The following is a 19,703-nucleotide window of genomic DNA, read 5'->3' as shown; positions in this document are numbered from 1 at the left end:
ACTTTATCAATTGTATCTGTATGGTCTCGGCTGCAGCGATTTGCCTAATTACAGCAAATCTGATTTAAGTCCTAACGAGATTCAGCCGATGGAATTATCAATACTTCAACGAGTCCGCAAGCCTACGCTTGACTTGTCGCCAAAAGAACGTCGTAAACTATGGTTCTCTCCTTTTTTAAAGTCCTATTTAGTAGTTTTCGTTAGTTATATGGCCATGTATTTGGTGCGTAAAAACTTTAACATTGCCCAGAATGATATGATTTCTGATTATGGCATGAGCCTAACGCAACTTGGCACCATAGGTCTTGGTTTTTCAATCACTTACGGTGTTGGTAAAACCATTTTAAATTATTGGTCAGGCGGTAAGAATGCTAAAAACATTCTCCCTCTAGGGCTGTTATTATCAGGTTTCTGTATTCTTGGTATGGGCTTAGTTATGGGACCAAGCTCTAGCCAATTTATTATGATGACCATCCTTTATGCAGCCTCTGGTTTCTTCCAATCAGGTGGTGGCTCAAACTCGGTAGTAACTATTACTAACTGGACGCCACGTAATCGTCGCGGTCTTGGCGTTGGTTTCTGGAACATCTCACATAATGCAGGTGGTGCATTAGCAGCAGCTGTAGCTATGTTTGGTGCTGATTACTTCTTTGGCGGCGATGTACAGGGTATGTTTATCTTCCCTGCCGTGATTGCGATTATTATTGCGATTATTGGCTTTTTTATGGGTAATGATAGCCCAGAAGCCTACGGCCTTGGTACTGTTGAAGAAATTTTTGAAGAGCCTGTTTCTGAAGAAGATAACGCCGTTAAAGAAAACAAATTAACAAAGATGGAAATCTTTAAGAAATATGTTCTTTTTAACAAAGTAATCTGGCTACTTTGTTTTGCTAACGTCTTTCTTTACATTGTACGTAGTGGTATTGACCAATGGTCGACTGTATATGCACACCAAATTTTAGGTTTCTCTAAAGACGTTGCAAACTCAGGCTTTACGATGTTTGAGATCGGTGCACTCGTCGGTACCTGTTTATGGGGTCTATTGTCAGATTTATTTAATGGTCGCCGTGGTGCTGTATCTTGTATTGCATTGATTGGTATAGTATTTACCTTAGGTTACTACCAACACGCCGATTCTATTTTTGCTTATAAAGCATCACTATTTGCATTAGGTTTCTTAGTGTTTGCTCCCCAACTCCTGATCGGTGTTGCTGCAATCGGTTTTGTACCAAAGCAAGGTTTAGCCGCAGCGGATGGTGTAAAAGGTACTTTTGCCTACTTAATTGGTGATTCGTTTGCAAAAATTGGTCTTGGCTACATTGCCGAAGGTAATCCTTTCTTCGGCCTTGACGGCTGGACAGGTACATTTGCTGCAATTAAAGCAGCAGCTATCGCTTGTTGCGTATTGATGGCAATCGTAGCGCTATTTGAAGAAATTAAAATAAGAAAACTAGCACAACAACCAATAGCACATTAATAAATTTCTTTTATAAAAAAAACCCTTATAATTAAATCAATTATGAGGGTTTTTTATTATCTACTACATTTCAAATAGAGTGTTTATTCTAATTAATAATATAGTTAGTTATTAACTAAAATAAAAATAAGAACACTATCGATAATATACAAATAGAAAACAAACAATAACAATAATTTAAATATCTATTTATAGTTATCATTAATATTTGACCACATAACACTACAAAAAGTCAGTTAATTGTCAGCATTTCAATACAGCCATTCCTAAAGAAATAAAACAGAGTATTATCGCCCGCCATAAGAATCCATATATATAATCATAAGATTGATACAATATAAGTATCAACTGGAATAATCATGACTGACACCAAAATATACAGCGATGACCGTAGTCAATGCGCTAAATTTCTTTATCGCGGCTCATTTGGTCCTAAAAAAGGCCAAATTGATCTCCTCCAAAAAAATGGCTTTGATGCTTGGTTTGAAGACCAATTTTCTGTATCTCCTACTTATCATCTACCAAAACTCAAAGTACTTTTTGCCAGTTCAAGTTATAGCCGAGCGCAAGATGACATGCGTCAAGGCATTTGGTGGCAATGTACCGTTACAGGCGAAGATCAACTTCGGCAGCGTATGGCTTATGCATTGAGTCAATTATTTGTTGTGTCTTCACATGGTGTCAGTTTTATTAATGAAGGTTTAGCTAATTATTACGACATGTTAGTGACACACGCTTTTGGTAATTTTCGTGACTTATTTAAGGCTGTGACACTGAGTCCAGTAATGGGAGAGTATTTAACATTATCTGGTAGTAAAAAGCATGATCCTCAAACCAATACTTTTCCTGATGAAAACTTTGCCCGTGAATGTATGCAATTATTCACTATCGGATTATGGCAACTCGATAATTATGGCGAGCCCATTGTTGATCAAAGTGGTAATAAGATCCCTACTTATAATCAAGATGACGTAGAGGATATGTCACGACTACTCTGTGGTTGGAGCATCAATCATCCCAACTGGGTATATGACTGGATCAACCCGATGTCAGCAGATAATAGCCAGCATGATATGGATGAAAAAACCGTTATGGGCACTCATTTTCCCGCGGGACAAGATGCTCATCAAGATCTCGATGCTATGGTTGATATGTTGTTTAACCATAATAATACACCCGCATTTGTTGCCGTGCACCTGATTAAACGATTTGTCACCAGTAACCCTAATCGTAATTATATAAAACGTGTTGCTGAAGTCTTTATTGATAATGGTGATGGCATTCGTGGCGATTTACAAGCAACAATTAAAGCGGTATTAACCGATCCTGACGTTTTTGCAGGCTTAGCTAATGCTGCCGGACAGGGAACCCAAGGTGAACATCAACATTTTGGCCTACTAAAAGAGCCTTTAATTGTGGTTGCTAACCAATTACGTGCACTAAATATGCAAGCTGCAGGGGAGCATTGGTGGGACACCCAATGGGCTGAAGTGACTTATGGCCAAGCAGCATTGAGTGCTGAAACAGTCTTTAATTTTTATAAGCCGACAGATGCCCCTCAAGGTGAAATAGAGAACTTAGGCCTGACCGCTCCTGAATTTGCCATTATAACGGCAGACATTATGCGTAAAACACATAATAGAATGTGGTACAACATATTAAAATGGAACAAAACTGACTATAAAGAATGGCACTGGGATCGAACTGATTTTAATGATCTATCGATGGGGACTACCGAATATGTTGCGCTTATTAATGAACGTTTTTTTGGCGGTTTAATGTCAAAAAGTCTTCAAAATTATATGTATAAAGCGTTATCAAGCCACTCAGCACCTTATCAACTCAAGATACGTTTTCTTAATGCCATATATATTGCAACAACGGCCCCTGAATTCTTTTGCGAAGGTTAATTAAAATGAAGTTATCACGTCGACATTTCTTAAAAACCAGTGCCGTTGTCAGTGCGACGACCCTATCTGCATCAACATTTGCCTCATCGCTAATACCCACAGCCGATGCGCAATCATCAGACAGTACCAATAAAACATTAGTGTGTGTATTTCTGTTTGGTGGTAACGATGCTTATAATATGATCGTTCCAACACCTGGTTGTGATGCCTACCAAGACTATAAAGCAGCTCGACCTAAAATGGGCTTGCCAGAGAGTCAGTTAAGTCCATTAAATTTAACGACGACTAATGGTGTACCGCTCAGTCTTAATAGTAATATGGCTTCATTATTACCGCTATTTGAAGCAGGTAATGCAACAGCTATTATCAATTCAGGCCAGCTAATTCAACCTACGACTCGAGATGACATCAGTAATAATAGTGTTAAATTGCCACAATTTCTTATGGCACATAATCAACAACAAGATTTATGGCAATTAGGCGCTGAAAACCTTGGTAATGCTTATGGTTGGGCTGGACGCATGATGGAGATGCTCGGTGCGAGCGGAAGTCTATCACCTCTAATTTCCGTCAACCAAGGCCAAAAATTACTTCGTTATAAAAAAGCCCAGCAAACGGTTGTCAACAGTGCGGGAAGCGGTGTATATGCCGGTTGGAATGACGAAGAGCGTCTTAATGGTTATTTTTCCCATTTTACCCAACGTCAGTATAGCAATATTTATATGCGTAACTATGCAAGTGCAATGTCACGTAATATCTCTGAAAATGAAGCACTAAAGAAAATTCTAGCCAAGCATCCGAATCATTATTCTTACCCTAAATCAGATTTAGCTGAACAACTAGATATGGTAAGTCGTTTAATTAAAGCCCGTGATGATATGCACCAACAACGACAGGTATTTTTTGTTGGTCTTGAAGGTTTTGATACTCATCATGACCAACAAAGACTTCACCCACAACTTCTTAAACAAGTAAGTGATGCCCTAAGTGCCTTTAATGCTGATATGGTAGATTCAGGCTTAAATGATCAAGTCACTTGCGTAACAATGTCTGATTTTGGGCGTCGTTTACAAGCCAATGCGAGTGGGACTGATCATGGTTGGGCTGGGCACCAAATTGTGACCGGTGGTGCGATACGCGGTAATAATGTTTACGGTGAGTGGCCACAATTAACCAATAATAGCCAACATAATTATAATAGCGGTCGAATTATTCCAACCATTGCAGCAGATCAAGTCAATGCTTCATTATGCCGTTGGTTAGGTTTATCAGAAGCACAGACATTATCAATATTCCCAAATTTAAATAATTTCAATTCACCTTATATTGAATTTATTTAATTATCGTTAAAATATCGAGCCGAATTCCCTTTATATATCAAGAGAATAGGCTCGACGCTTTATTTAATCTTCAACAGCCATTACATGTACTGGAATACCACGAGCCGGATTAAGTTGTGCCGCTAAGTTTGCAGCCAAAGCTGGGGTCTCCATAACAGCAGTCACAATCTCAATATATACCCCTGTTGTTGCTGTTTGTGCCATTGATAATGCTTTATCAAGTTCAGCGTTAGTTTCTACTTTAGCCACTAACCAATCACTAATACCAAACGCCTCAGGCAATAAAGTGTAATTCCACTGACATAAATCGTTATAAGCGATCATCGGATCTTTACACAAAATGCGTTCAATCAAATAGCCATTATTATTAATAACAAAAATAATCGGTGTTTGATGATAACGATGAAATTGTCCAATTTCCTGCACAGTTAATTGATGAGAGCCTTCGCCAGTTAATAACACGGTACGCTGCTGAGGATTCGCTAATGCAGCACCTAAAGCAGCAGGTGTCGCCCAACCAATACTGCCCCATAATGTTTGGTTATGAAAACTCGCTTGCTTAGGTAAATGTGCCATGCCAAGCCCCATCGATACCGTACCAGTTTCAGCAATAATCTGATCACCCTCTTTAAAGAACTGCTCTAAGCGTGGGTATAAAGAAGCGGCATCAATAGCACTATCAGCAGATACTTGAGTTGGGCGATAACCCATATAACATGGATAATCAACATTCGTGCGTGGCTTTAATAGGACTGTAATAGCATCTAATAAGGCGACTAAATCCACCGCATCATAATGACACTCATCGCATTCAATTCGATCACCATAGACATTAATCGTATTTTGTGGCCATTCAGCACTAAAGGCACCGGTATTAAAGTCAGTTAATAACGCTCCTAAATTAATCACGCAATCACTATTTTCAATTACCTCACGCACAGCACGATTAATCACTTTGCCATCATATAAACCAATAAAATTAGGATGCGCTTCATCGATAATCGCTTTATCAGCAAACATAGTTGCGAATGGCAAATTAGCCGTTTCAATCAACGTTTGAGCTGAAACTAAGGCATTATAAACACGTAAATGTTCACCGACCATAACCACTGGATTGCGGGCTTCATTAATCTGCATTGCTATTTTTTGTGCAAGTGCATCGACATTTTTAGACTCATTAGGTGCAGCATAACTAAAATCAAATGGCTGTGGATTATCTAATTTTAGATAGGCAATATCTTCTGGAACACCGATATAAACAGGAAGTTTAGTCGTTAACGCCATTTGAATAATGCGTTGTATTTCAACCTCGGCATTATCAGCACTCAATACTACATTGCCTATGGTTACTTCAGCAGCCATTTTCACAAAAGTATCAAATTTACCATCACCTAATGTATGGTGAATTAATTTATCCGTTGCCATTAAGCTTGAACTTGGCATACCTGCAATAAATATTATTGGTAAATGCGCCGCAAAAGAGCCAGCAACACCACATAATGCGCTTAACTCTCCTGGACCATAAGTCGTATTTAATGCTGCAACACCATGAATTCGTGCATAACCATCGGCGGCGTAAGATGCGTTTAATTCATTAGAGCAACCAATCCATTCAATGTCGCTATCATTACAAATAGCATCATTGATTGGAAAGGCAAAATCACCAGGAACACCAAAAACATGATGTAGATTAATCGCTTTTAATGCTTCAATAAGATATTCAACAACGGTAAGTGAAGGTTTCATATTTATAGCCTTGATCATTATAATTATCTACTTAACAATAAGCAGTGTGTTCAAATATCCTAACCCTTTTATATAAAAGAGTAAGCGCCAAGATTCAAAAACTGTTTTGCACTTTTCGAAACAATAATCTGTATTTACATATTTTCGCACGACAGTACGGAAATATGAGCTACAACAATATCGTGAGCTAATGCTATGAAATCTATCGAATCGTTACGTTATTTTATTGCAACAGTTAAACAAGGCAGTTTTTCTGCAGCAGCAGAACAGCTTAATGTTGCTGTTTCATCTATTTCCAGACATGTACAACAATTAGAAAAAGAGTTTAATTGCCCACTGCTTATTAGACATACGCGACGCTTATCATTAACGGAAACAGGACAACACGTTTACCATCAGGGAATTGCTATTTGTGCGCAAATCGATCAGTTAGTCGATGAGATAGCTTTACACCAACAACGCGTTCAAGGGCATGTGAAAATTAGCGCGCCACTATGGTATGGCACGCATTATATCGCGCCACTTCTACCGGCATTACAACAACAATGGCCAGATCTCACTATCTATCTTAATTATAGTGATGAAGAATTAGACCCTTATGGCGCTGATTACGATATTTATGTTCGAATTGAAGATTATTCTGACAGTAGTTTTATTGCTCGCCCATTACAACATATAGAATATTGGACCTGTGCCAGTGCGAACTATTTAGCAACTGCTGCGCCACTACATCAACCAGCAGATCTAGAACAGCATCAACTACTAGCGCAGCATTTTAGACACATTAGCACTCAATGGTATTTTGAACAGACTCAGACTCAAACAGAAATAAAAACTAAGCAGAAAATAGAACTCAACGCCGCGTGGTTATCAAGTAATAGCTCACTGGCGCTATTAGAGGCAGCACTACAAGATGGTGGAATCGTTTTACTCCCTCATCATATGGTCATCGCTGCAATTAACGAAAAAAAACTGGTACGAGTATTAAATGAATTTACCGCATCTCCCTTTAATACAACCCATTCAATGGCGCTTGTTTACACTAAAAACAAAACCCAAGAATTAAAAACAAAAGTGGTTGTTGATCATTTATTAGCCCAACTTGGTCAATAACTAATATAAAAATGCCCCCTATTAATAATTGAATTAGGAGGCATTAGTTTGAAGACCGCTCTTCAATAATTAATTATTGATGAATGCTTTACGGCCAGCATAAATAGCAGCCATTCCAAGTTCATCTTCAATACGCATTAATTGATTATATTTTTCAACACGTTCACCTCTGCAAGGCGCTCCGGTTTTAAGATGTCCTGTACGTAAACCCACGGTCATATCAGCAATAAAACTATCGATGGTTTCACCTGAACGGTGTGAGACAAATGCTCCCCAACCAGCGCCGTAACACATCTGAATTGCGGCAATAGTTTCAGTTAATGTACCAATTTGGTTTAATTTAATTAACGCAGAGTTAGCGACCTTTAGATCAATACCTTTTTGGATATATTTAGTATTGGTAACTAATAAATCATCACCAACAATCTCAATACGATCACCTAATGTTTTATTGAGGATAGGCCAGTTGTCCCAATCATCTTCAGCTAAACCATCTTCAATTAATACGATAGGGAATTCATTAACTAATTTCGCGTAATACTCAACCATTTCAGCTGACGTTAATTGGCGATTTTCAGAACGAAGGTTATACATTCCATCTTCATAAAACTCACTAGAAGCAGGATCCATACAAATACCAACATCTTCGCCCGGACGTAGACCAGCCTTCTCAATAGCTTTAACAATCAACTCAAGAGGTTCACGATTTGAATTAACCGCAGGTGCAAAACCACCTTCATCACCGACACCAACACTGAGGTTATTGTCTAATAAAACCTGACGTAGAGCATGATAAACTTCACTGCCCCACTGTACTGCTTCACTAAAAGTTGCCGCCCCATAAGGCGCAATCATATATTCTTGAAAATCGGGTCCCTGCCAGCGAGCATGAACACCGCCATTAAGAATATTCATACAAGGAACCGGTAATAAATTCGCGCCTAAACCACCAATATATTGATATAGCGGTAACTCTGAAACATCAGCAGCGGCACGAGCAACAGCTAATGAAACGCCAAGAATAGCATTTGCACCAAGACGACTCTTATTTTCAGTACCATCAAGATCAATCAATATTTGATCAACAAATGCTTGCTCACGGGCATCAATATTAATTAAAGCAGCGGCAATTTCAGTATTAATTAGTTGAACGGCTTTTAGTACACCTTTACCGCCATATCGATTCATATCACCATCACGTAACTCAACAGCCTCTCGCGAACCAGTACTTGCCCCTGAAGGCACTCCTGCTCGAACGGTATGGCCACAAGCTAACGTAATTTCAACTTCTACAGTCGGATTACCGCGAGAATCTAATATTTCGCGAGCATAAATATTATCAATTAAAAAATCCATATAATTAGCCTCAAAAAAATTAATCAGAAAATCTGCTACATATATTTATTTAAATGCTGTAATTCTAATATTTTCAAAAACATACTATTGTTAATAAATAGCAGTAAAAAATATCTTTATTAACAATAAAATAAAATACGCTACAGATATATTAGAATCTAATTTCACTATACACCGAGATAAAACAAACACAATGGAAATGATAACTATTTCTGTTTGTATTTATAAGGAAATCATAAATGGAATATAAAATACTATTTATAATATCAACCAATGTTTAATTATAAATAATTGTAACCAAGATTAATGTCTGGATTTTTAAGAAGAGTTATATTTAACAGATTGTTATAGTAACCGACTGGAAAATAAATGTTAATGAATGTAAATATCAAAGAATTATAATCAGCCATAAATATTTATGGCTGATTTTTATGACAAAAAATCAGTTAAACATTAGACGATTCAATACTCATTTGGAGTACATCCTCACCAGCAACAGCAAAATGTAGTTCAATACCGCCTTTCGATGTTATGTTTTTTATTAGCTTAATATCATGTTGACTATATTGTTTTAAAACAAGCTCGTGAATTTCAGAAATTAATTTATCTTTATCCACTACCGTTGTCTTTTTTTTGCCTTCAAACCACATAAAACATTTCACATACTGATTATAAACACAGTGATAATAAACTAGATTAATCAGATTCAAAAGCAGATAACTGTTAACAAATATTAACCGTGTCACAAAGGTAACCACAATAATCAACATTTGGGTCAATTATGTACGATTTATCTTAAACTTCGGCGTTTAAGATGCATAACACAGGCCTTAATCGCGGCTTACTATCAGATTACCAACCACCATTAACATGGTATTAACTATTTTCCATCTGCAATATATGTTTTTATATTCATAGAAGCATATATCTAATGTAAAAACCGCTATCATTATTATTAACTTTCGTAACAACAATAAACCCTACTTAATTAAAATCATCTTTAATAAATAAAAAACCATTTTTAATAAGTGGTAATAATTACTTCTAAACAGTTTGATTTATATAACAAATAATACGTTGCAGATTTTAAATAATATTTGACGGTTGCTATTAACCCCGATATAAATGTAATTGATATCTATTTACGTTTAAATAAAACCATATAACTAATAACATTAATATACTTTTAACCTGATTTTTATTAGTGACTTTTCCTATTATCAAACTATGTTCGGAGAAATAATAATGGCAAATAGCATTGCCTTATTGGGTAACCCAAACTGCGGTAAAACCACATTATTTAATACCTTAACGGGTGCCAGACAGCGTACTGGTAATTGGGCGGGCGTAACTGTTGATAAAAAAGAAGGAACTTATCAGTATCATAACCAAACGGTAACCGTTGTTGATTTACCCGGCATTTATTCAATGAGCTCATTTGACGAACAAGGATCTGTCGATGAACAAATTGGCTGCGACTATATTTTAAGTGGTGAAGCAGATCTTGTAGTTAATATTGTCGATGCTGCTAATATCGAGCGTAATCTTTATCTTACGCTGCAATTAATTGAAATGAATGTACCCTGTCTAGTGGTACTCAATATGCTCGACATTGCGCGCCAAAAAAATATTGTTATCGATGCTGAAGCATTATCAGCTCAACTCGGTTGCCCTGTTGTATGTTTAATCGCTAATAAAAATAAAGGTGTTGAACCATTAAAAGCCGCGATTGAAAAACAACTCATCACCCCACAAACATCCTCTTTTAAAACACATTTTCCACTACAATTGCGCCAGGTAATCACACAGTTAAGCGCTGATTTCCCCGACACATTAATTGCAGAAAACAATAAGCAATGGCTTGCTTTAAGATTACTAGAATCAGACATATCAGCACAAAAACATATTTTAAACACTGATATTCCTGATCGTGTAACGCATTATCAGGATTTACTTTTTCAAGCATATAATGAACATGCAGATCTATTAATTGCAGATGCTCGCTATCAAACTGTCGCTGATCTCATCGCCCAATCAACCTCTCATGAACAAGCAACTCAGCATAAATTAACCCAATGGATAGATGCAATAGTCCTTAATCGCTATCTCGGATTACCGATCTTCTTATTGGTGATGTATTTAATGTTTTGGTTTGCGATTAACATCGGTGGCGGACTACAACCTATTTTTGATGAAGGTTCAGCTGCAATCTTTATTCATGGTACTGCATGGCTATGTCAATATCTCGGTCTACCCATGTGGTTAGGGGCGATTTTATCCCAAGGTCTTGGTGGCGGTATAAACACAGTAATGCCCTTTATCCCGCAGATAGGGTTAATGTTCTTATACCTTTCGGTATTAGAAGATAGTGGTTATATGGCTCGCGCTGCTTTTGTTATCGATCGCTTAATGCAAGCTATTGGCTTACCCGGTAAATCATTTGTACCACTGATTGTTGGGTTTGGCTGTAATATTCCATCAATTATGGCTTCGCGGACGCTTGAAACACCACGAGATCGCATTCTAACCTCGATGATGGCACCTTTTATGTCTTGTGGTGCTCGACTTGCAATCTTTGGGGTTTTTTCTGCCGCTTTTTTTCAAGGTATGGGCAGCTTGATTGTGTTCTCGCTATATCTACTTGGTATTTTAGTCGCAGTACTGACTGGTTTTGTATTAAAGAAAACACTCTTAACCGGTGAAGCATCTCCTTTTATTATGGAATTGCCAACCTATCATGTGCCAAGCCTTAAAACGACCTTAATCCACAGTTGGAGTCGCCTCCGTGGCTTTTTAGTTAAAGCTTGTCGACTTATCATTCCCATCTGTATGATTGTGATGGCGCTTAACAGCGTTACATTTTCTGGACGTGTAATTGAACCAGGACAACAACAAAATTCTGCTTTATCAGACATTGGGCGCTGGGTAACACCTGTATTATCACCGCTTGGTGTTGACCAACAAAACTGGCCAGCAAGCGTAGGTTTACTCACCGGATTCTTAGCCAAAGAAGTTGTCGTTGGTACACTTAATACCCTTTACAGCGCTGAATTAGCAAACCAAAAAATCATTGATGGTGCAGACGGTACGCAACCCTTCCATCTACTAACCGAACTGAAAACAGCATGGCAAGATACCGTCACTGGTGTTGAAAACAGTTTCTCATTAACGACCTTAAAAAACCCGATTAAAGCCAGTGAAGCCGATGGCAGTATGAATACCACGGCGATGGGGCAAATGCACAATCAATTTGGTTCGATGGTCGGTGCATATGCATATTTAATTTTTGTTTTATTGTATGTGCCATGTGTATCAACAATCGGTGTAATAGCGAAAGAAATAGGCCGCAACTGGGCTTGGTTCTCTACTTTCTGGGGGATAGCTGTCGCGTATGCACTCGCAATTGCTTTTTACCAAACCGCGACATTTACAGCCCACCCAATAGCAACAATTGGTTGGTTGATATTTGCTTGTTCACTAGTAATAAGTTTTATTATTGGCATCCGTTATTTAAGTCAAAAAGTTGATTGGCAACTATCAATACCAACAACACCAGCTCAACATAAAAGTGGAGGATGTCACTAATGGCCTCCTTAATTAGCGTTAGAAATGCCGTACGAACAGCCAGAGTTATTTCTCTCGCTCAGCTATGCAAAAAATTTAATAGTGAGCCGCAATGGTTACTCGTATTGCTAGATGATTTAATAAAAAGAGGCAAAATAGATCGCTGTGAAGCAACGAAAGTCTGCGATCAAACTTGCCATGATTGCCAAACAAACTCACAAGATATTATTTTTCGCTGGCGTGATGAGCAAATAACGATAGTTAATCTTTAACTATCATTGAGCAACTCGTGTTATAGCCATAAAAAAAGACCACTCTCGAGGTGGTCTTTCTATTAATGGCAACTTTAACTTTTTATACAGTACCATTCTTCTGTTTTTTATAATGTTTATAAGCCTGAGCGAAGTTTCCATCATCATAGTGTTCTAACAAAAAAAGTGACAATTCTTCATTAGAAATATTCATCATCTTATCCAATTCATCCGTTGTATTGGTAGCCTGACAATGAGTATGTTGATTATTTAAAACAATGTGTTGAGTATACATAAGCAATCCTTGCAAATTTGTATAGTCTTCATCATGTCTTAATTCATTTATTTCTTATAACGCTAGCTATCAAAAACACCACACAGATCAACATAGCGATAACAATTTAGCTACTTAAACCACACTTAGCTGCAAACCATATGCAATGAAAAAGGCACTTAATATGCCTTTGCTTTCATAGGCTTGGTTGTATTTATGCACCTGAGAAATTGTATAACTTATCGGTATCAATTGTTAATCGAGTAAACAATTCATTAGTTAAATCTTCTGTCAGAGCTAAAGTTAATATACTGGAAAGCCAACTAAATACTCACCTTCATTCATCTAAATTCTCATTGTAAAAAATCAAAAATTCCTCAATAAATATTCGACTACTAAAATTAGTGTAAGAGCGAGATGGATAAATTATTTTTATTGTATCCTCCTTTAATTTCCAACTTGATAAAACCTCCACTAACTCACCACTTTTAATATATGAATCGACAAACATCGCAGGTAAAGATGCGATTCCAGTATTTTTTAGAGACAAATTTAAAGCAAAACGCATACTATCAGTAATAATAATTTGTTTTTTAGGGGAAATTTTTATTTCTTTATTATCAGAGTATAGATTCCACGCTTTTTTATTACTCATAATAAGTGTCATTTCAAAAAGTTGTTCTATCGTATCTTGAAATTTAGATTGTTTTAAGTACTTAGGTGTAGCGACTAAGCGTCTTTGAAACTTACTTAAGTTTCTACATATTAAATTTTCATCAATATTAACCCCCTCAATGCTAAATAATACATCAAAATCAAGATTATCAATTTCACTATTATCAAAAATATGTACACTACTTTCTATATTTATTTTAGGATAGCGGCAACAAAACTGACTCACAAAGCTATTAAGTATACCAATATTAAATTCAGATGGTGCAAGTATTTTTATATTCCCCTCTGGAATCATAAGCATATCTTTTGTAAAGTTAACAAACAGACAATATTCATCTATAATTGATTGTGATTTTCTAATTAATATACTCCCAGCTCGAGTTATATTTATTTTTCTAGTATTTCTAATAAATATCTTTATTCCAGTTTCTTCTTCTAAGTTTTTTATTTTTCTACTAATAGTTGATTTTGGAATAGACAGATTCTCTGAAGCTGCTGTAAAACTTCTAAATTCAGCTACTGCATTTAATATTTTTAATGTTTCTATATCTATCATTGTTCCCTCCTAACATAAACCATACCGTATGTAGTACTATATAATCATTCTAAGTGATACTCACAACTTAAGCATTAATAATATATCTACTCTAGCCGACTTCTTAGAACTAAAGTCATTCAGCACACCATCTAAAAAGAATTGTCTAAATCGAACCATTTGTGATCTCATTCTACAATCTCAATTATTTCAAAACATTAGTATTAGAACATAACATCACAAGTAGTGATTATTCCATATTTGGCATACAGTTAACCACTACATCTACTTAATCAAAGAGCTATATGTTTGTATGCTTATATTAAATTAGCATATCAAACATAAAGAATTTAAATAAATCTCAGTATTACCATTAATTTAATATTTTTAATTAATAATCATGAAAATGTTTTATATATCTGGAAATAATATAATGAATACAAAAAAACTTTTAAAAAAAACACTTAATTTAACGTTAGCATCGATTTTTTCATTTAGTATTTTAGGAACATCAATATCAGCAAATGCATGTAGTACAGTATTCTTAAATCAGTTTGATTCAGTAAAAGTAGTAGGTCGAAATATGGATTTTATGTACCCATGTGATCCTGTACTAATGATCTCACCTCGAGGTATCCATCGTATTGGTAGCAGTAATAAGGATGCATTAAGTTGGACAAGCAAGTACGGTAGCGTAATCACTGTCGTTCATGACATCTTTACCTCAGAAGGAATTAATGAAAAAGGGCTCTCAGCGCACGCCCAAGCATTTACTAATAAAGAACAGACAATTAATAATATCAAAGGACCAGTATTAGATTCAAACTATTGGATTAATTATATATTAGACACTCACGAAACTGTTCAGCAAGTTATTGATGATCTAAGTAAAATAAAAATGAGAGCTGTCTTTTTTCCAGTAACTTATCCTACCGATTCAAAACATATCGCAATTGAAGACAAAACGGGGGATTCTGCTGTTATTGAAATATATCACGGAAGATTAAATATTTATCATGGCAAGGACTTTAACGTCATGACTAACTATCCAACGCTAGATCAACACATAAAAGCATTTAAAGTATCATCTAAAAATAATCTACCACTCGACTCAGGAGCTGTTTCTCGGTTTATTCGATTGAAGAATAATTTAAACGCTGTACCAAAACCTCGTAGTTCACAAGAAGCATTAGGTTATATAAATTCCATTATTAACTCTGCTGCTTTTGTTATAGGCCAGCCTATACCAGATGAGGATCAATTATTTGTTGAAAAGTATAGTCAATATGCCTCTAAAAAAGAAGAGCTTCGTGGTGCAGCAACATATTGGCAAACACTATCCGATTTAAATAATCCAGCATATTATTTTAAGTCAATTTCAGCCGAGAATTATTTAAAGATTGATTTGAAAAAAATTGATTTTGAGAAATTACACAATGTTAAACGGTTAGATAATATAATGAACATAGATAGTAACAACCATATAAATGCTATATTTACAATTCAAGAAGGTGATATTTACAGTCACTATAAAAAATAAAACACCACATAAATATTAATTTCATGTAATAAAAAAGGCACTTAATATGCCTTTTTTATATAATTAGATGTATTTAAGCACCTGAGAAATTGTATAACTTATCGGTATAAATTGTTAATCGAGTAAACAATTCATTAGTTAAATCTTCTGTCAGAGCTAAAGCTAACTCTAAAGTCTCATGCTCAAAAGCATTAATAAGTGCAACAGCTTGCTCCGGTTGAGTAGCATGCAATACCATATATTCAGCTTCCATCAACTTTTGTTTATGGGCTGTTTGTTGTTCAAATTGATGGTAAGCCTGCTGCACAATTGGCGCAAATTGATTCCAGTCCACCATTGCTAACGTTTGTAGCTTACGGAATTTCCAATAGGCAGAATGACTATCAGCTTTATTATCACCGAGCGTCAATGCTTCAGGAACAGATGTCATTCCTTGATAAAACGGTAAATACACACTTAGGGCTGTCATACCATAAGCGATATATTGAATTTCCCCAATCGCAATTGGTAGTTGCGGACGTAACTGTAATACATGTGAATGTTCTGTTCGAAAAACAGCAATAGGGCGATAAGGATCACTCGGGTTACAATGAGCATAAGGATCATGATCAGTTGCTTGATAATGGTTACGTAAACCTTGCATCACATCATATACACTGAGCTTATTTTTAGGTGTTAAATAAACTGGAAATGATTCACCTTGATCTATTTTCGTTGTAAGACCATCAGTGTACATATGTTGCAATGTCCATACCCGTGGGTAATTATATGTTTTATCATGCTCAACATCTTGTGAATAAGCGCGATGAAAATTAAAGCTACCACTGTTTTCAGCTGATGGTAATTGGTGTTTTTTAGCAAAATCGACTAAACCCGCAGAGGCCATAAAATCAGGATGATTGGCGACATAATCAACTAATCGACCTTGATTAGCAGATACAAAATACTTATCGGCAGGAATCTTAGCAGCCATCCAATGATGTCCACTCCCCGTCTCTAAATACCAAATACCGTCTTTATCAACGAATGCGACCCCAAAACCTTCCGCTGTCCCTTGAGTTTCGATAATGTGCCCTAACAAAGCCACACCTTCTTGAGCACTATGCACTCGAGGTAAAATAACATTAACAATGGCATCTTCACCGATACCGGTCTTGGTTACATAGGGATCAACAGCTAAAACCTGAGCATTATTAAATACCGTTTCAGTCGCGGTGATACCGACACCTGCAGAATTAAATCCTGCGGCACCAAAACTGGTACCATTAGTATCAAAGTCAGAATTTGAGGTATATTGCAGCGCATTTTTGGCAGCAGGATAAGTAAAATCATTTCCCATCGCCCCAATAGAATGAAAATCATTTAATTGAGCCGTTTCTGCAGGGTGAAAGTTAAACCGCTTAGCATTGATCGCTTCGTGATCTTCATTACGAGCAATGATAAACGAGCCATCAACAGTCACTTGATTACCAACAAGAATCGTAGTGCAAGCGCTCGCTGCTATTTCAGATTGCTCAACTTCGCTATCAGAATAATATCCTTTCATCAAAAATCGCCCTTTAAATAAAAAACACTGTTAAATGTATACGGTGAAAAGCAAATATATTTTGCGATCTAGATCACACATTTATGTTATTAAAAGGCATTTTTGTATTTAAAATTTATTTGTTAATACGTATTTATTGTTAATTTTGTCACGTTATAGAAAGTAAAATACCGCTTTTATGTGAACTACCACGCATAAGAGATAAAGATAGATTTGTAGATAGTAGAATCTTTCATAGATTATCAGCAATCCTAAATCACAAGAACAGCAGATAATGCAATCTCATCTATCCATTAGTCCATCACTATCAAACACAATCATATCTGAGCTTGAACAACTCCTGCTAAGCCCAGTAACTCCCGTTACTACATCAATCTTATTACATAATGTAGAGCAATTAGAGCAACAACAGTCTCATCAGTTCTTCTCAGAAATACTTTATCAACGTATCACATTAACAAAACAAATAGACCCTACGACTCAAATACTAAATATTGCAGGAGTTATAGCCTCCAAAAATTATGAGAAAGCACTAAATATTGAAATAGAAGCTTGGCCAGGCTACTACTATTTACTAGAAAGACTCGCAATTAAATATTTTGATAATTGGGCTATTTTTTGGTGTCAATATGAGATTCATAAACTCACATCAAAATATAAAGATCAGACATCTTATAATCATCAATTGACACTCAATGAAGACGATTATTTTTCTGTTATTATTCCAGATATAGCATGTAATGATAATTTATATTTAACACTGCATCACCATGCACCAATGAAATTATCAGATGCGGTTGTTCTTATTAATCTCTCTACCTTTGTCATGCAACACAAATGGTATGAAATGTTAGATATTATTAAACTATCCTCCTATGGTGAGCACTTTTTACTATTAACAAATAATCATGAAAATATTTCAATCATAGTATCAACGGCACGAATTCAACAATGGCAAGATGCTAATCAATGGCTTTATTTTTCGCCTTTTTTTCGAACGCCACAATGGGAATTGTGTTTACCTAAAAATATAAATTTAATATGTAAAGAACTAAATCTATTTAATGAAAATTATCAACCAATAACAAAATGTTATAATAGTTTCGAAGAGCATTTCAATGAAAATATCTTATATAAAGATAAAGTATGTGAAATTCTAAGATTAACAGTAAGTGGGACGCGCTTACAAGCAATGTTCTATTTATACCTAGCACAAAAAAATATCAATCAACTTTTAGACTCTAAAAAATATGCTCTAGCTTATACGATTATTGAACAACCTTTAATGATTCGGTTTTATGAGTCATTATCCAATAATGAATATATATCAATAGCAAATCAAGATCTTAATGACACAGGACATTTAACATACAAAGGATTATGGGTAATATCGAATTTAAATAAAAAACTCAGAACAATGTCTTTTAGAAATTATAAGAAATCGCTCAAATTACTATCAAGAACTAATATTTAGAATATAAAATATGGATTACAATTTTATTCACAATATAATTAACTTAAAATCAACTCTATTGATTTTTATAGCGATGATTATAATAATTTGGAGTGGATATTTTTATTTATCCAAGATTAAAAATAAAAAAAACAATATATCATTATATAAAAACTACATTATATACTCATTGAGTATTTCATGCTGGATAGTAACAAACAGTTATTTCCACACAGAGTTTTTAATTTTATATAGTGAGAGTACAGCAATTAATATTGCATTAATATCAAACATCTCTGTTTTAATTGCTTTTTTTAATGCCTTTATTTTTTCGTGTAAATTACGAGAACTAACAAGAAGAGATAAGGCTTTAAAAATAAAAACGCGTCTATTATCAGTATTGTTTATCTTTAATATTTTGTTGAACACAGACACTGACCATATAATAAAAGATATATATATCAAAGATATAAGTGATTTTACAATTATATTCGGTCAATCTACGACCATATTCTTCTTAAGTCTAATAATTTTTGCAACACTGACTTTGTATAATTTTATTATAATAAATAATAGCGTTGATAAATTAATAAAAATAAAATCACAATATATGATAATAGGAATAGTGATATTTATGTTATCAACTGCAATAATTCAAATAGGCTTTACTTATTTCTTTGGGGATTTCTCATTAACATGGTTACCGCCAGCTTTATCAATAAGTGAAATTACATTTATAGGCTATGCTTTATTAACCTCCCGCTTCTACAGTAACCATTTGATTTTTAAGAATATTATATCAGGTGTAATATCGATATCTATCTATGTTTTTATATTTAAATTACTATTAATATATTCTATCATCGGTAATAATACTAAAGATATAATTATATTTTTACTATGTACTATTATTTCATGGAAGT

At 35.3% G+C, this 19,703-nt stretch carries 14 protein-coding genes and 1 pseudogene; 9 read left to right on the top strand and 6 right to left on the bottom strand.

The features are described from left to right. Window positions 1–88: 88 nt before the first annotated feature. The 3 genes from uhpT to C0W29_RS15760 all read left to right on the top strand — a co-directional run bounded on the left by uhpT (window position 89) and on the right by C0W29_RS15760 (window position 4,727). Window positions 89–1,477: a hexose-6-phosphate:phosphate antiporter gene (uhpT, locus tag C0W29_RS15770; RefSeq protein WP_036792957.1), complete on the top strand. Its 1,389-nt coding sequence runs from the start codon at window positions 89–91 to the stop codon at window positions 1,475–1,477. Between the two features lie 359 nt (window positions 1,478–1,836). Next, entirely contained in the window at window positions 1,837–3,387 is a 1,551-nt protein-coding gene (locus C0W29_RS15765) for a DUF1800 domain-containing protein (RefSeq protein WP_045042896.1), read from the top strand. A 5-nt stretch (window positions 3,388–3,392) separates the two neighbouring features. Further along, on the top strand, window positions 3,393–4,727 hold the full coding sequence (locus tag C0W29_RS15760) for a DUF1501 domain-containing protein (RefSeq protein WP_052671676.1): 1,335 nt from the start codon (window positions 3,393–3,395) through the stop codon (window positions 4,725–4,727). A 63-nt stretch (window positions 4,728–4,790) separates the two neighbouring features. On the opposite strand, the gene C0W29_RS15755 is transcribed toward C0W29_RS15760, so the two are convergent. Next, window positions 4,791–6,473: an alpha-keto acid decarboxylase family protein gene (locus C0W29_RS15755; protein WP_045045299.1), complete on the bottom strand. Its 1,683-nt coding sequence runs from the start codon at window positions 6,471–6,473 to the stop codon at window positions 4,791–4,793. A 195-nt stretch (window positions 6,474–6,668) separates the two neighbouring features. On the opposite strand from C0W29_RS15755, the gene C0W29_RS15750 reads away from it, so the two are divergent. Beyond that, on the top strand, window positions 6,669–7,586 hold the full coding sequence (locus tag C0W29_RS15750; protein WP_107174119.1) for a LysR family transcriptional regulator: 918 nt from the start codon (window positions 6,669–6,671) through the stop codon (window positions 7,584–7,586). Between the two features lie 69 nt (window positions 7,587–7,655). Here C0W29_RS15750 and eno read toward each other — a convergent pair whose 3' ends face one another. Then, window positions 7,656–8,942, bottom strand: coding sequence for a phosphopyruvate hydratase (eno, locus tag C0W29_RS15745; RefSeq protein ID WP_045045301.1), 1,287 nt, complete (start codon window positions 8,940–8,942; stop codon window positions 7,656–7,658). A gap of 446 nt (window positions 8,943–9,388) precedes the next feature. Then, entirely contained in the window at window positions 9,389–9,592 is a 204-nt protein-coding gene (locus C0W29_RS15740) for a hypothetical protein (RefSeq protein WP_036791657.1), read from the bottom strand. 595 nt (window positions 9,593–10,187) lie between these two features. Between C0W29_RS15740 and feoB the strand changes: the two genes are divergently transcribed. After that, a complete protein-coding gene (feoB, locus tag C0W29_RS15735) occupies window positions 10,188–12,527 on the top strand; it encodes a Fe(2+) transporter permease subunit FeoB (protein WP_045045302.1) in 2,340 nt (779 codons plus the stop codon). Continuing rightward, window positions 12,527–12,778: a FeoC-like transcriptional regulator gene (locus tag C0W29_RS15730; RefSeq protein WP_045042901.1), complete on the top strand. Its 252-nt coding sequence runs from the start codon at window positions 12,527–12,529 to the stop codon at window positions 12,776–12,778. Before feoB ends, C0W29_RS15730 begins: the two co-directional genes overlap by 1 nt. An 82-nt stretch (window positions 12,779–12,860) precedes the next feature. Here C0W29_RS15730 and C0W29_RS15725 read toward each other — a convergent pair whose 3' ends face one another. Next, window positions 12,861–13,052, bottom strand: a complete 192-nt coding sequence (locus tag C0W29_RS15725) for a hypothetical protein (RefSeq protein ID WP_045045303.1) — start codon at window positions 13,050–13,052, stop codon at window positions 12,861–12,863. Between the two features lie 316 nt (window positions 13,053–13,368). Next, the gene (locus C0W29_RS15720) at window positions 13,369–14,262 is read right to left on the bottom strand and encodes a LysR family transcriptional regulator (protein ID WP_045045304.1); all 894 of its coding nucleotides are present in this window, start codon (window positions 14,260–14,262) and stop codon (window positions 13,369–13,371) included. Between the two features lie 412 nt (window positions 14,263–14,674). On the opposite strand from C0W29_RS15720, the gene C0W29_RS15715 reads away from it, so the two are divergent. Beyond that, complete coding sequence (locus C0W29_RS15715) at window positions 14,675–15,781, top strand: linear amide C-N hydrolase (protein ID WP_045045305.1); 1,107 nt, start codon at window positions 14,675–14,677, stop codon at window positions 15,779–15,781. Window positions 15,782–15,854: 73 nt separating this feature from the next. On the opposite strand, the gene C0W29_RS15710 is transcribed toward C0W29_RS15715, so the two are convergent. Continuing rightward, window positions 15,855–17,327 carry a C69 family dipeptidase gene (locus C0W29_RS15710; RefSeq protein WP_045045306.1) on the bottom strand — a complete coding sequence of 491 codons (1,473 nt, stop codon included), beginning with the start codon at window positions 17,325–17,327 and terminating at the stop codon, window positions 15,855–15,857. Window positions 17,328–17,601: 274 nt separating this feature from the next. On the opposite strand from C0W29_RS15710, the gene C0W29_RS15705 reads away from it, so the two are divergent. Together C0W29_RS15705 and C0W29_RS21785 are read left to right on the top strand one after the other, a co-directional pair. Further along, window positions 17,602–18,801, top strand: coding sequence for an acyl-homoserine-lactone synthase (locus C0W29_RS15705; protein WP_052671677.1), 1,200 nt, complete (start codon window positions 17,602–17,604; stop codon window positions 18,799–18,801). Between the two features lie 10 nt (window positions 18,802–18,811). Beyond that, window positions 18,812–19,703 (top strand): annotated as a pseudogene (locus tag C0W29_RS21785) (hybrid sensor histidine kinase/response regulator); the annotation flags it as partial.

The sequence above is a fragment of the Photobacterium kishitanii genome, assembly GCF_003026355.1.
Lineage (GTDB): Bacteria > Pseudomonadota > Gammaproteobacteria > Enterobacterales > Vibrionaceae > Photobacterium > Photobacterium kishitanii.
This window is presented reverse-complemented; position numbering and strand designations above follow the sequence as displayed.

What these genes read in the sequence shown, in the direction of transcription:
- uhpT (WP_036792957.1), top strand. Translation starts at nt 89, where the DNA reads ATGGAATTATCAATACTTCAACGAGTCCGCAAGCCTACGCTTGACTTG.
- C0W29_RS15765 (WP_045042896.1), top strand. Translation starts at nt 1,837, where the DNA reads ATGACTGACACCAAAATATACAGCGATGACCGTAGTCAATGCGCTAAA.
- C0W29_RS15760 (WP_052671676.1), top strand. Translation starts at nt 3,393, where the DNA reads ATGAAGTTATCACGTCGACATTTCTTAAAAACCAGTGCCGTTGTCAGT.
- C0W29_RS15755 (WP_045045299.1), bottom strand. Translation starts at nt 6,473, where the DNA reads ATGAAACCTTCACTTACCGTTGTTGAATATCTTATTGAAGCATTAAAA.
- C0W29_RS15750 (WP_107174119.1), top strand. Translation starts at nt 6,669, where the DNA reads ATGAAATCTATCGAATCGTTACGTTATTTTATTGCAACAGTTAAACAA.
- eno (WP_045045301.1), bottom strand. Translation starts at nt 8,942, where the DNA reads ATGGATTTTTTAATTGATAATATTTATGCTCGCGAAATATTAGATTCT.
- C0W29_RS15740 (WP_036791657.1), bottom strand. Translation starts at nt 9,592, where the DNA reads ATGTGGTTTGAAGGCAAAAAAAAGACAACGGTAGTGGATAAAGATAAA.
- feoB (WP_045045302.1), top strand. Translation starts at nt 10,188, where the DNA reads ATGGCAAATAGCATTGCCTTATTGGGTAACCCAAACTGCGGTAAAACC.
- C0W29_RS15730 (WP_045042901.1), top strand. Translation starts at nt 12,527, where the DNA reads ATGGCCTCCTTAATTAGCGTTAGAAATGCCGTACGAACAGCCAGAGTT.
- C0W29_RS15725 (WP_045045303.1), bottom strand. Translation starts at nt 13,052, where the DNA reads ATGTATACTCAACACATTGTTTTAAATAATCAACATACTCATTGTCAG.
- C0W29_RS15720 (WP_045045304.1), bottom strand. Translation starts at nt 14,262, where the DNA reads ATGATAGATATAGAAACATTAAAAATATTAAATGCAGTAGCTGAATTT.
- C0W29_RS15715 (WP_045045305.1), top strand. Translation starts at nt 14,675, where the DNA reads ATGAATACAAAAAAACTTTTAAAAAAAACACTTAATTTAACGTTAGCA.
- C0W29_RS15710 (WP_045045306.1), bottom strand. Translation starts at nt 17,327, where the DNA reads ATGAAAGGATATTATTCTGATAGCGAAGTTGAGCAATCTGAAATAGCA.
- C0W29_RS15705 (WP_052671677.1), top strand. Translation starts at nt 17,602, where the DNA reads ATGCAATCTCATCTATCCATTAGTCCATCACTATCAAACACAATCATA.